This is a genomic window from Thermohahella caldifontis, from assembly GCF_041153465.1.
GTDB classification, from domain to species: domain Bacteria; phylum Pseudomonadota; class Gammaproteobacteria; order Pseudomonadales; family Oleiphilaceae; genus Thermohahella; species Thermohahella caldifontis.
On record NZ_CP154858.1, the window covers coordinates 1,386,509 to 1,398,117 of the forward strand.

The following is an 11,609-nucleotide window of genomic DNA, read 5'->3' on the forward strand; positions in this document are numbered from 1 at the left end:
CCATGGCAGGAAAAACGAAATGCGTCCGCTGCGTGGTCTATACCCGCAAATCCTCCGAGGAGGGCCTGGAACAGGAGTTCAACTCCCTGGACGCCCAGCGCGAGGCCGGCGAGGCCTATATCCGGTCGCAGAAGCACGAGGGCTGGGTGCTCCTGCCCGACCGCTATGACGATGGCGGCTACTCGGGCGGCTCCATGGACCGTCCCGGCTTGCGGCGGCTGCTGGATGACGTGAAGACGGACAAGATCGATGTGGTCGTGGTCTACAAGGTGGACCGGCTCAGCCGCTCCCTGGGCGACTTCGCCCAGATCATCGACCTGTTCGACAAGCACGGCGTCTCTTTCGTCTCGGTCACCCAGCAGTTCAACACCACCACCTCCATGGGGCGGCTCACGCTGAACATCCTCCTCTCTTTCGCCCAGTTCGAGCGCGAGGTGACCGGGGAGCGGATCCGGGACAAGATCGCCCTGTCGAAGAAGAAAGGCATGTGGATGGGCGGCCATGTGCCGCTGGGCTACGACGTCGCCAACCGCAAGCTGGTACCCAACGAGCTGGAGGCGGCCCTGGTGCGGCGCATCTTCAACCGCTTCGTCCGGCTGGGATCCACCACCCTGCTGTGCAAGGAACTCAACGAGCAGGGCTTCCGCACCAAGCGCCGGCGCGGGCGCGACGGCCGGATGAACAACGGCTTTCCCTTCACCAAGACCACGATCTACAAGATCCTCAAGAACCGCCTCTACCTGGGCGAGATCCGGCACAAGGACAAGTGGTACCCGGGGAACACCAGGCCATCATCGACCAGGACCTGTGGGACAAGGCCCAGGCGATCATGGCGCAGGACCGCGGCCGGCGCGCCGCCGACTGCCGGCGCAAGACGCCGGCGCCGCTCAAGGGGCTGCTCTACGGCCCCGACGGCAAGGCGATGACGCCCTCCCACACCCGGCGGGGCGACAAGATCTACCGCTACTACGTCACCCACACCGCCAACAAGAAAGGCTACGAGGAATGTCCGGTGCGCCTGGTGCGGGCCGGTGACATCGAGGGCATCGTCTTCGACCAGATCAAGGCGATCTTCAGGAATCCCGCCATGATCGTCAGCACCTGGAAGGTCGCGAACACGCTCGACGACGGCATCACCGAGGACGAGGTGCGCGAAAGCCTGCAATCCATCGAGGCCGTCTGGGATCACCTCTACCACAAGGAGCAGGCCCGGCTGCTGCAGCTTTTCATCGAGCGCATCCGCGTGGAACCGGAAGGCGTCCACATCGACATCCGCACCTGCGGCATCAACAGCCTTGTGCTGGACATCAAGGCCGCGGCGCGCGAAACGAAGGAGATGACGGCATGAAGCCCCGAATCAACCTGAGCCGTGACGGCAAGCGGATCGAAATCTTCATTCCGGCCCGGCTGGCGCGCAACGCCGGCCGCAAGACCATCCTCTCGCCCACCGGACAGCCGGTGAACCCGGACCGCAACGAGGAGGCGGACGTGACCCTGCTCAACGCCCTGATCCGAGCCCACCGGTGGAGCCGCTGGCTGGCCAGGGGCAAGTACGAGAGCGTCAAGGAACTCGCCGAGGCTGAGGGCATCACCAGCGCCAGCTACGCTTCACGGATTCTGCGCCTGACCCTGCTGGCGCCGGACATCCAGGAAGCGATCCTCAACAGCACCCACCCGGCACACCTGACCTTGGCCGACTTCATGGATCCCTTTCCCCACCTGTGGGAGCTGCAGCGGAAGCAGTTCGGGTTTTGATAGCCATGGAGGGGGCAGGCGTTCCAGGCAAGATGCTGATTAATGCCCGAACCGTTCCTTCCAGCGCGAAACTTCCCTGCGCACAGCATCCAGCAGCTGATCCTCCGTCATGTTGAGAAAATCCAGCCCGTACTGTTCTTTTTGGTACGAATAGGCGTCATGCCCTCCCAGGGAATAGGGGCAGTCCGGTTGCCAGCGATAGAAGTACCAGTGCCGTCGCGGATCGTACTCATTCAAGGGCAGCAGATAGATGTGTTCCTCGTCGACATACTGGAACTTTGGGCCGCAATCGAAAATCGATATACGCGCCTCCTTGGTCGCCGCTCTGAACCGCTCGTCGGCCCGTTTCAGCCGAAGCAAGAGTTCATCCGCTAGCGTGGACTCACCACCGAAGCGCTCTATCAGATCATCGACCACCTCGCGACAGCCAACATCGGATTGGTACTCCTCGATGCAATCCCAGCCCTTCTCTATCCAGCTGACGGCCTCCTCCCAGTCGGCGATCGCCTCCTGTATATCGGCAACAGTGGGACGGTTGATGTTGCTGGCCCGATGACCACGTTCACGACCGGTTTTGTCATGCGCCCGGGCGATGATCTGCAGGTAATCGTGGAACAGTCTCGCCTCGCGCGTCGCATCCTGCCCCAGATCGAGCTCCAGATGCACGCCGCCTCGCTTGGTTACGTACGCTGGTACGCCGTCGTGGAGCAGAACCCGGTCACCCACCGCGAGATCAACCTCGGGCGCGACGAGTTCCTCCAGCCGGGTGATCGCCTGTTCAGCCACCTCGAGAACCACCGCCAATTGCAGCAATCCGCTTGGATCGAAATCTGTTATCCGTTGCCCTCCGCGCCACCCGCTCAACATCTCGACGCGCCGCATGGATTTGAGCAACGGGTCGGCAACCTCGGCGGGCGCGGTGCCTCCTAGTTCATACACGTGTCCCGGCATGCGATGAGGCCAAGCGACCGGGGCTTCGCCTGGCGCGAAACTCGCCCACCACGCTTTCGCCGCGGCATCCAGAGCGTCGAACAGCATGTCGCGGACGCTGGGAAAGTCGGTCCCGCGCATCTTCTGTAACAAAACTCTCGCCTTGCGCATACGCCGACCTGCTCGCACCAGCCAGTAGTAACCCGGTGCGGCGATGGGACCGTTCGAGGGTGGCTCGACACGCACGACGCGCGTATAAGCCAGGTGGTAGCCGCGAATCGCCTCATCCAAGGCATGCTCCGCCGCCGCCGGGAAGAAGACCCAGGCCGTCAACCCCCGTAGCGCAAGGATCCTGCCGGTCACGCCATCTGCGTGCATACGGTCCGCCAGGTGCGTGAATCCATTCAGCAACATGTGGTTTGCCAGCGCCCTGTCCTCCAAGCGCAACCAGTCGCCCGGTCGCAGTGCGATGAAACGGGCTGCGAAAGCGGATTCCATGACACGCACCAATCCTCGCAAGGCTGTGATATAGCGATCCTGTCGCGCCAGCCCATCGTTCAGCGCTGCCCGACTGGAATCGGACAACGGCGTGGACAACTCCGGGAAAGGCGTGGCGAGAATCGCGTCTTCGGCCAGCCTTGCGTCCTGCCAGAGGGACTCCAAGACCGGTGGTTTTGGCATAGCGGCAATCGCCTGCAGCCGTGCCTGCATGACCTCCTTTTTCAGGTAACGCTCTATGGGCGGCAACGCCGGCAGTTCCCCTAACAGCACAAGCCATACCTCGGCGACCCGCGCCATGGCCTGCCTCGCCGACCACAGTCCGCGCTCGGTCTCGTGCCATAACTTGCGATCGGCGGCATTAATATGGCCGTCCGCCTTGGCCAGCCGCTCCAGCAGCTCCTGGCGCAGCGCAAATGCCGGGGAGCAGTCCCCGGCCTCCCGCGTGGTAGTGTCCCCGGAAGTGGTGTAAATCTTTGCGGTGGCTAGGTAGCCACCGTGGGTCTCCGTAAACTGGAGGTTACGACACCTTCACCAGAGACGGAGAGCACCACGATGACCGAAGATAGGATGGCATTGATTCGATTGGCTGAGAAGTATGCGGACAGGGATTTGCTGCGTGAGCTGGGACAGCTTGTGTTGCAGCGGCTGATGGAGGCGGAGGCCGAATCGCGCTGTGGCGCGGGTCTGCATGAGCGCAGCCCGGGGCGTGTGAATCACCGCAATGGCTACCGCGCGCGGACGCTGGAAACGCGTCTGGGGACTTTGGATCTGAAGATTCCGAAGCTGCGCTCGGGTAGCTACTTTCCGAGCTTCCTGGAGCCGCGCAAGGCCTCGGAGCAGGCACTGGTGGCCGTGGTCCAGGAGGCCTACGTGAAAGGGATCTCGACGCGCAAGGTCGATGATCTGGTGCAGGCGTTGGGGATGACGGGAATCTCGAAGAGCCAAGTATCGCGGCTGTGCGCAGAACTCGATGAGCGGGTCGAGGCGTTCCTGAGTCGCGAGATCCGCGGCCAGTGGCCTTACCTGTGGCTGGATGCGACCTACGTGAAGTCGCGCGAGCGGGGCTCGGTAGAGAGCCAGGCTGTGGTCGTGGCGGTCGCTGTGAACGCCGAGGGGCGGCGCGAGACGCTGGGTATGGCAGTGGGTCCGGCCGAGACGGAGGCCTTCTGGATGGACTTCCTGCGCGGCCTGATGCGGCGGGGTCTGTCCGGAGTGCGGCTGGTGATCTCGGATGCGCACGAGGGCCTGAAGCAGGCGATCGCCAAGGTCATCGGTGCGACTTGGCAGCGCTGCCGGGTGCACTTCATGCGCAACGCCCTGGCCCACGTGCCGCGGCGCCAGCACCAGATGGTCGCCGCGGTGATCCGCACGGCCTTCGTACAGGAGGATCAGGCGCAGGCAAGGGCTCAATGGCGGGAGACGTCAGACAAGCTGCGCGAACGCTTTCCGAAACTATCGGCGCTGATGGACGGGGCCGAAGACGACGTGCTGGCCTTCATGGGCTTTCCGAAGGAACACTGGCCGCAATTGGCCTCGACCAACCCGCTGGAACGGCTGAACAAGGAGATCAAGCGCCGCTCGCGGGTCATTGGGATCTTCCCGAACAACGCTGCGATCGTGCGCCTGGTCGGCACGCTGCTCGCCGGGCAGACGGATGAATGGCAGGTGACCCGCCGCTACATGAGCCAGGAAAGCCTGGCTCGGGTCATCATCCCGGACAACGCTCAGGCACAGCCGTTGCTCGAAGACCAGCAGGCGGCTTGAGAGGATGAGACTGGAGACCCGGACTTACACCACTTGACGGGACACTACCTCCCGCGTGATCCACACCCCAGTTGTCTCATCCACCTCGACGGTCATTCCGGGAAGTTCTGATGTTGCTGAATCCTGCGCCAAGTTTGGCGTACTCCGTCATCTGCATAGGATAATCCGGGCATGGGCTCAGAATATGAGCCAGCCGCCGCGGGTATACCCGACATGGATACTCGCCAGCAAGCGCCGAGGGCGTTCGCCCCGGACATCCGAGGCCAGTCGTCGAAATCGAACAAATTTTAACCAACTCCTATAAGTCATTGATCTGCAATGCTCATGCAAGCGTAACAACAGCACTTGAGGGGTACGCTTCCGAGGGGTGGTGGCAGAGAAACTCGGTCCAGGAGAGAACCAGAACGGGAGAATGGCGGGATGGAGCGGCGAGCCCGAGGTGCGCTTGCTGGGGCCGAAACGCCCGGAACGACGGGGCTCCGGGCACAAAAAGCCGGCTTCAGAGAACCGGCGTTTTCGTGTATTGGCGGTGAGGGAGGGATTCGAACCCTCGATACGGGGTTACCGTATACACGCTTTCCAGGCGTGCTCCTTCAACCACTCGGACACCTCACCGTTGAAGGGCAATCATTTGAGGTGCGCAAGATACAGAAAGCCGGCGCAAAATGCAAGCATTACGGCGCCGGGAGCCATCACTATTTGGCCCGGTAAACGATCCCCGGACTGCAGTGCACCATGTCGAACTTGTCCTGCATGCCGCTGAGCGATTCCGACGCGCCCAGCATGAGGTAGCCCCCCTTCTTCAGCGCACCGTGCATGCGGGTCAGGATGTCCTTCTTGAGATCCGCAGAAAAATAGATCAGTACGTTGCGGCAGAAAATGATGTCGAACTTGCCCAGCAAGGCATAGGAATCCTTGAGGTTCAGCGGCCGGAACTCCACCATGCGCTGAATCTCCGGCTTGACCTTCCAGACCCCGGACTCCACCTCATCAAAGTGCATGCGCAGGCGTTCCCGGGACAACCCGCGACCGATGGCGAGCATCTCGTACTCGCCCCGTTTGGCAATGTCCAGCACCCGGCCCGAGAGGTCAGTCGCCACAATGCGGACCGGGCGACGCACCAAGTGCGGCTTGGTCTTCTTCAGCTCGGCAATCACCATGGCAATGGAATACGGCTCCTGACCGGTCGAACAGGCGGCCGACCAGATCCGGATGGGCTGGGTGGTACGCTCTTCCGCAAGTTCGGGCAATAGCCGCTCTTCCAGAATACGGAACGGGTGGATGTCCCGGAACCACAGGGTTTCATTTGTTGTCATGGCGTCAACGACCGCCTCGCGCAAACCACTGCGTGGCTGCTTCCGGATACGATCCACCAGCTCGGTGAGGCTGCTGATACCATGCTCTGCCAGAATTTTCCTCAGGCGACTCTTGACCAAGTATTGCTTGTTATCACCCAGCAGGATGCCGCTGCTTTTCTCCAGCCAGTCCCTGAAGACCTCGTATTCATTCGCGCTAACCAGAGCACTGCCTCCTCTTTCTCGCGGCCACTGGCGATCAGCCGGCCTCGCCCTGCCCGACATCCTGTCCTGTACGTTCCTTGATGATGGACGCCACCCTGGACGCCAGCTCATCCGGGCTGAACTTGGCCATGAAGTCGTCTGCACCCACTTTCTGGACCATCGCCTTGTTGAATACTCCGCTCAGGGAAGTATGGAGCATGATGTAAAGGCTCTGCAATCGCGGATCCTGCTTGCATTGTGTGGTCAGGGTGTAGCCATCCATTTCAGGCATTTCCACATCGGAAATCATCAGGACCAAGTGATCACTGATGTCGCTGCCATCTTCCACCAGCGACTTGAGATAGTCCAATGCCTCCCGGCCGTTGTTCTTGCTTTCCACCTCGACACCCACAGCCTTCATGCAGTGCATGATCTGCCGCCGCGCCACGGCGGAATCGTCCACGACCAGTACCTTGAGCCTGCGTGCCTCTTCCACCACGTCCTCGGCAATCACGCCCTCGGAGACGTTTTCCCTGGCCGGAGCGACTTCCGAGAGAATCTTTTCGACATCAATGATCTCGACTAGCTTGTCATCCAGCCGGGTCACCGCAGTCAGATAATTGTCCTTGCCTGCGCCCTTGGGGGGAGGATGAATATCTCCCCAATTCATGTTGACGATGCGCTCGACGCCCTGAACCAGAAAACCCTGGGTTTTGCGGTTGTATTCCGTAATGATCACGAAGCACTGCTGAATCTTGTCTTCGGGAACCGGAGGCAACCCCGTCGCCATGCCCATGTCAAGGATCGGTATGGTGCCGCCGCGGATGTGCGCCACTCCCCTGACTGCGGGATGACGCTTGGGCATCATGGTCAGCCTCGGGCATTGCAGGACTTCTTTCACCTTGAACACGTTGATGCCATAGATCTGTGGCCCCTGAAGCCTGAACAACAGCAGCTCCAGGCGGTTTTCCCCCACCATCTGGGTTCTTTGATTCACACTATCCAGAATACCTGCCATGACTCCGGTCTCCCGTTTAATTCAGCCGGCACGCCGTTTGCTTGATACCTTTCCGGGCATCGGTTTTGTCAAAATCCGGACGCCAATATTTTTCTTAGGATAGGCCATAAGATGAAAGTTCGCCTAGTCTGTGTCAGTCTTTTTTTAACCGCATCCCTGTGGGCATCGGCGGCAACGGACGTCGTGCCTGCTTCTCCGGAATCACCGGATGCCGCGGACACCGGGGAGCCGCAGCCGGCGACAGAGGGCATGGATCAGGCTTACCAGGCACTTGAGACCTGGCTGCTCGGTCAGGCTGAACGGGAAGGCGCCGAACGTCAGCGGGAGCTGACCTTTGACATTCAGGAGATGGACAGCCGCCTCAGCCTGCCCGCCTGTGACAGTCTGCCCACCGTGGAGGGCACGCTCAGTCTCAACCGGAAACGGCAGACTTTCGCCGTCGGGTGTCCGGGCAGCTGGACCGTCCGCATACCTGTGGATGTCTCGGTCATGGCTCCGGTCATGGTCAGTGCGCGTCCACTGTTTCGCGGACAGGCCCTGACGGAATCCGATATCCGCTGGGAAGCCCGTGATCTGACTCGCCTGTCGCGCGGCTTTGTCGAACAGAGCCAGGACTGGCGGGACATGCGGATTCGCCGTACGATCGGCGCCGGAACCGTCATCACGCCTTCCGGCCTGCAACCACCACTACTGATCAGCAAGGGAGATCGTGTGGTCATCGAGGCCGGCAACGACCGTTTTTTTGTTAAAATGGTCGGAGAGGCGCTGAGCAACGGCGTGAAAGGCCAGCAGATTCCCGTCAGAAATCTGACGTCCAGTCGGGTTGTCCGGGCGGAAGTCGTGGGCCGGCAGAAGGTTCGGATCCGTCTGTAGATCATCTCAAAAAAGTCCCGATTTCTCTCTAAAGTTTTGTCGGGCGATGCCGATAATAGTGCCAGAAGCTGATTTGAATGAGGTCAGGAGCAGATCATGAACATCAAGGGTGTCGGCAATGGTTTGCCGCAACAGGTCTCCCGGCGTGCCGCCGACGAGGCTCGCAAGGCCGAGACGCTGCCGCCTGACGGCGGTGATCGCCGTGCTGCGGATGAGCAAAATAGCGCACAGGACAGGGTCGCCCTCAGCCCTTCCGCGCGTACGCTGCAGGCGGCGGAAAAGACGCTGAAGGACGTTCCGGAAGTGAACAGTGAGCGGGTGCGCGCCATCAGGAGTGCCCTGGAGAAGGGGACATATACGATTGACAACCAGCGTGTGGCAGAGAAATTGCTTGGTATGGAGCAAGACTTGTCCTGAACCACGCTGGAGGCATCATGTCCGACCTCAAACAGTTTCATGCTCAGCTTCAGAATGACCTTTCTCTCCTCGCATCCCTGCTCCGGACACTGGAGGCCGAACGGGCCTGTCTGGAACAGGGAGATCTGGACACCCTTCAGACCCTGACCCAGACCAAACTGGACCTCATGCAGTCGCTGGATGCCAGTGCACGTGCGCGCAGCCAATGGCTGGCCAGGGTGCGCTTGTCACCGGAGCGCCTGCGTACCATTCTGGCCTCCCGCTTCCCCTCCATCCACGACAAACTGCTGGAATCGGAAGCGCGTCTGGCACAGTGCAAGCATCTCAATGAAGTGAACGGACGGATCATCGTGGCCGCCCGCCAACGTACGGATCGGGTATTGCGCATCATCAAGGGGCAACCGGATCGCCCGGTTGTCTATGGCCGGGAAGCAAAAACCGAGCATGTGCCCGGTACCGGCCACGCCCTGGGTATCGCCTGATACGATCCGCTCAGGGCATGGGCCTCCGGCTTACCTATCTGCGCACAGACAAAAAAAGCCGCACGGATGTGCGGCAACCTCACTCGACAACAACAAGAGAATTTCCGGCTAGTGCGCGCGAATCACGATACTCGCATTGTCATGAAACTGGATACCCTCAAATGCGATGCTGCCCATGGTCGGCCCTGTGCTGCCGGCCACCCGGATATTGTCAAAGTGCATACTCTCGATTCGCGTCGGCAAATTGACGTTCATGCTGCCATCAGCGTTGAACAGGGGTTTTGCCCGGGCGGGATCCCATGTCACGCCCTCAATTGAAGTATCCGCTTCCAGAAACTGGCTCACCGGGAACAGCAACTTGCCCAGGGCAGTGAGCGTCTTGACACCATCCAGCGCCTCCGGCTCTTCACCCTTGGCCTGCTTTTCCAGGGCACTCTTTTGCGCACTGGAAATCTGAGCACCCAGATTCTGCCAGGCTTCGGCCACCCCGCCCTGTCCGCTCACTTCGGCCATGTCTTCGTCGCTCAGTGCACGCATGCTGCCAAGCTTGAGCGAAACGGAAGGGTTGACCGGTACGGCCTGGGTGGCGGTCGCACCGAATGCCACGAGAGGCTGAAGCGGTGTCGCCACCATGGCCACGAAGGCCGCCGCATAACGATAGCGGGATTGATGCTTGAGCGTGCGCTGGAGGGCTTTTTCGGTAACATATCCCAGGCCGACCAGCACCTCGCCCAGGCGCAGCCCCTGGTCGCGCTGGATCTGCAAGGCTTCTTCCAACTGGGCCTCGGTAACGTAGCCCCGGTTGACCAGCAGCCGTCCAAGACGGGATTTGTCCAGATAGGTTTTGTTGCCAGCCATGAGCGTGCCCTCTGTTTCATGTATTCCGGTTACTACTATGGGCGCTGGCCCGGATATTTTACAGGCAGAGTTTGTGAAAAAGTGTAGATTCTGTGCGTAAAACCGCACGTTTGTGCCGCATTTCATGACATTCGACGGCATTCTGTGTCAGAGTGTAACACCACCGGCCCGACTGCAATTGTACCGGGTTTCGCCTACACTCTTGTGAAAGGCCCGAGCGAATCCGACCGTGACAGACAGCCATTCCGATCCGACCAGTCCCACGCTCTCGGAAGACAGCGTCCAGTACCTGCGCTATACCCTCGCGCGCGGCATGCGGGGCCTTCAGTTCATTCCCGAACTTGAGCAACGCTTCAGCGAGCACTTCCGGCAAAGCAACTATACCATCAACCGCATCTATACCATTGTGGGTGCCCTGGTGCTGGCCGCCTTTCTGATTGCGGATCAACTGGTCATACCGGAGCTTGTCCACACCACTTTCTGGATCCGGGCTCTGGGTGCCGGCGTGGTCGTGTGCTTTGCGCTGCTTTCCCGGATGCGTCGGCTGCGTCCGTTCTTTCACTCCATGCTGGGCATCGGCGCCTATATCATCCATCTCTCGGTGCTGGCAGTCGGCGTGCTGGCCGCCAAGGCAGGGAACTTCAATTACCAGACGGGCTCAATTCTGTCCTTGTTCTATGCACTGGCCGTCCTGAGAATCCCCTTCAATAACGCCTTTCCGCTCGCCCTGCTCATGTGGATGACACAGATTCTGGTGATGCACAGCTTCATGAATTTGCCTTCGGAGCAGTTCATCGAACTGAGCTTCGTGGACAGTTTCGTCGTCATCATCAGCCTCCTGGTTTGCTATCGGCACGAGTACGAAACCCGGCGCAATTTCCTCCAGCAACTGCTGCTGATGCACGAGCAGGCCGCTTTGCGCAAGGCAGAAGAGCACCTGATGGAACAGGCGTTGCTGGATCCCCTAACCCAGCTGGCCAACCGGCGGGCACTGAATACGTTCATGGAACGGGAGTGGCGGCGCGCCAAGCGACAGCACGCCCCGTTCTCGCTCATCATGATCGATGTGGACAACTTCAAGGCCTACAACGATCACTATGGCCATCAGGCGGGGGATGCCTGTCTCATGACCATTGCCCAGTGTCTGAGCGACTTTGCACGCCGCGGCAGTGACCTGGCCGCCCGTTTCGGGGGTGAAGAGTTTGCCCTGATCCTGCCGGATACCGACAGCCATGCCGCAGCCGACATTGCCGATCGCCTCGTCAGACAGGTCGCCGCCCTTGAGCTGCCGCATGCCAAATCCCCCGCCGGCATCGTCACCATCAGCGCCGGTTACACCACCCACACGCCCGGCCCCGAGGACGATTACGAAGCCCTGATCCGGGAAGCGGACGAGGCTCTTTACAAAGCCAAGCAGACCGGTAAAAATCGGGCCTGTCCTTACGTTGCCGACAACAAGCATAACGACACTTCACGTCAGGGCCCGTTTTCCGTCCAATAAACTGTCCGGAG

At 60.5% G+C, this 11,609-nt stretch carries 12 protein-coding genes and 1 tRNA gene; 8 read left to right on the forward strand and 5 right to left on the reverse strand.

The genetic code is table 11. The annotated features are described in order from the left end of the window. The first annotated feature begins 2 nt into the window (after positions 1-2). The 3 genes from AAIA72_RS06860 to AAIA72_RS06870 are packed head-to-tail and all read left to right on the forward strand — an operon-like array spanning position 3 to position 1,755. Positions 3-926, forward strand: coding sequence for a recombinase family protein (locus AAIA72_RS06860; protein ID WP_369602662.1), 924 nt, complete (start codon positions 3-5; stop codon positions 924-926). Beyond that, entirely contained in the window at positions 830-1,348 is a 519-nt protein-coding gene (locus AAIA72_RS06865; protein ID WP_369602663.1) for a zinc ribbon domain-containing protein, read from the forward strand. The genes AAIA72_RS06860 and AAIA72_RS06865 overlap by 97 nt, the downstream gene beginning before the upstream one ends. Beyond that, the gene (locus tag AAIA72_RS06870; RefSeq protein ID WP_369602664.1) at positions 1,345-1,755 is read left to right on the forward strand and encodes a hypothetical protein; all 411 of its coding nucleotides are present in this window, start codon (positions 1,345-1,347) and stop codon (positions 1,753-1,755) included. The genes AAIA72_RS06865 and AAIA72_RS06870 overlap by 4 nt, the downstream gene beginning before the upstream one ends. A gap of 39 nt (positions 1,756-1,794) precedes the next feature. Here the strand turns inward: AAIA72_RS06870 and AAIA72_RS06875 are convergent, their stop codons facing one another. Further along, complete coding sequence (locus tag AAIA72_RS06875) at positions 1,795-3,483, reverse strand: hypothetical protein (protein WP_369602665.1); 1,689 nt, start codon at positions 3,481-3,483, stop codon at positions 1,795-1,797. Positions 3,484-3,738: 255 nt separating this feature from the next. Between AAIA72_RS06875 and AAIA72_RS06880 the strand changes: the two genes are divergently transcribed. Then, positions 3,739-4,950, forward strand: a complete 1,212-nt coding sequence (locus AAIA72_RS06880; protein ID WP_369602666.1) for an IS256 family transposase — start codon at positions 3,739-3,741, stop codon at positions 4,948-4,950. A gap of 524 nt (positions 4,951-5,474) precedes the next feature. Here AAIA72_RS06880 and AAIA72_RS06885 read toward each other — a convergent pair. The 3 genes from AAIA72_RS06885 to AAIA72_RS06895 all read right to left on the reverse strand — a co-directional run bounded on the left by AAIA72_RS06885 (position 5,475) and on the right by AAIA72_RS06895 (position 7,467). Beyond that, positions 5,475-5,565, reverse strand: a tRNA-Ser gene (locus AAIA72_RS06885). A gap of 80 nt (positions 5,566-5,645) precedes the next feature. Further along, a complete protein-coding gene (locus AAIA72_RS06890) occupies positions 5,646-6,530 on the reverse strand; it encodes a protein-glutamate O-methyltransferase CheR (RefSeq protein ID WP_369602667.1) in 885 nt (294 codons plus the stop codon). Further along, on the reverse strand, positions 6,505-7,467 hold the full coding sequence (locus AAIA72_RS06895) for a chemotaxis protein CheV (protein ID WP_369602668.1): 963 nt from the start codon (positions 7,465-7,467) through the stop codon (positions 6,505-6,507). Before AAIA72_RS06895 ends, AAIA72_RS06890 begins: the two co-directional genes overlap by 26 nt. A 111-nt stretch (positions 7,468-7,578) precedes the next feature. Here AAIA72_RS06895 and flgA point away from each other — a divergent pair, with 111 nt between their 5' ends. The 3 genes from flgA (at position 7,579) to AAIA72_RS06910 (ending at position 9,239) form a co-directional block, all read left to right on the forward strand. After that, positions 7,579-8,340 (forward strand): flagellar basal body P-ring formation chaperone FlgA, encoded by a 762-nt coding sequence (gene flgA / locus AAIA72_RS06900; protein ID WP_369602669.1) that lies wholly within the window; start codon positions 7,579-7,581, stop codon positions 8,338-8,340. A 96-nt stretch (positions 8,341-8,436) separates the two neighbouring features. Continuing rightward, on the forward strand, positions 8,437-8,757 hold the full coding sequence (flgM, locus tag AAIA72_RS06905; RefSeq protein WP_369602670.1) for a flagellar biosynthesis anti-sigma factor FlgM: 321 nt from the start codon (positions 8,437-8,439) through the stop codon (positions 8,755-8,757). A 17-nt stretch (positions 8,758-8,774) separates the two neighbouring features. Beyond that, complete coding sequence (locus AAIA72_RS06910) at positions 8,775-9,239, forward strand: flagella synthesis protein FlgN (protein ID WP_369602671.1); 465 nt, start codon at positions 8,775-8,777, stop codon at positions 9,237-9,239. Between the two features lie 108 nt (positions 9,240-9,347). On the opposite strand, the gene AAIA72_RS06915 is transcribed toward AAIA72_RS06910, so the two are convergent. Continuing rightward, on the reverse strand, positions 9,348-10,097 hold the full coding sequence (locus tag AAIA72_RS06915) for a type II secretion protein ATPase (RefSeq protein ID WP_369602672.1): 750 nt from the start codon (positions 10,095-10,097) through the stop codon (positions 9,348-9,350). A 229-nt stretch (positions 10,098-10,326) separates the two neighbouring features. Between AAIA72_RS06915 and AAIA72_RS06920 the strand changes: the two genes are divergently transcribed. Beyond that, positions 10,327-11,598 (forward strand): diguanylate cyclase, encoded by a 1,272-nt coding sequence (locus AAIA72_RS06920; protein ID WP_369602673.1) that lies wholly within the window; start codon positions 10,327-10,329, stop codon positions 11,596-11,598. Positions 11,599-11,609 lie beyond the last annotated feature (11 nt).

What these genes read in the sequence shown, in the direction of transcription:
- AAIA72_RS06915 (WP_369602672.1), bottom strand. Translation starts at nt 10,097, where the DNA reads ATGGCTGGCAACAAAACCTATCTGGACAAATCCCGTCTTGGACGGCTG.
- flgA (WP_369602669.1), top strand. Translation starts at nt 7,579, where the DNA reads ATGAAAGTTCGCCTAGTCTGTGTCAGTCTTTTTTTAACCGCATCCCTG.
- AAIA72_RS06870 (WP_369602664.1), top strand. Translation starts at nt 1,345, where the DNA reads ATGAAGCCCCGAATCAACCTGAGCCGTGACGGCAAGCGGATCGAAATC.
- AAIA72_RS06875 (WP_369602665.1), bottom strand. Translation starts at nt 3,483, where the DNA reads ATGGCGCGGGTCGCCGAGGTATGGCTTGTGCTGTTAGGGGAACTGCCG.
- flgM (WP_369602670.1), top strand. Translation starts at nt 8,437, where the DNA reads ATGAACATCAAGGGTGTCGGCAATGGTTTGCCGCAACAGGTCTCCCGG.
- AAIA72_RS06890 (WP_369602667.1), bottom strand. Translation starts at nt 6,530, where the DNA reads ATGTCGGGCAGGGCGAGGCCGGCTGATCGCCAGTGGCCGCGAGAAAGA.
- AAIA72_RS06880 (WP_369602666.1), top strand. Translation starts at nt 3,739, where the DNA reads ATGACCGAAGATAGGATGGCATTGATTCGATTGGCTGAGAAGTATGCG.
- AAIA72_RS06895 (WP_369602668.1), bottom strand. Translation starts at nt 7,467, where the DNA reads ATGGCAGGTATTCTGGATAGTGTGAATCAAAGAACCCAGATGGTGGGG.
- AAIA72_RS06910 (WP_369602671.1), top strand. Translation starts at nt 8,775, where the DNA reads ATGTCCGACCTCAAACAGTTTCATGCTCAGCTTCAGAATGACCTTTCT.
- AAIA72_RS06860 (WP_369602662.1), top strand. Translation starts at nt 3, where the DNA reads ATGGCAGGAAAAACGAAATGCGTCCGCTGCGTGGTCTATACCCGCAAA.
- AAIA72_RS06865 (WP_369602663.1), top strand. Translation starts at nt 830, where the DNA reads ATGGCGCAGGACCGCGGCCGGCGCGCCGCCGACTGCCGGCGCAAGACG.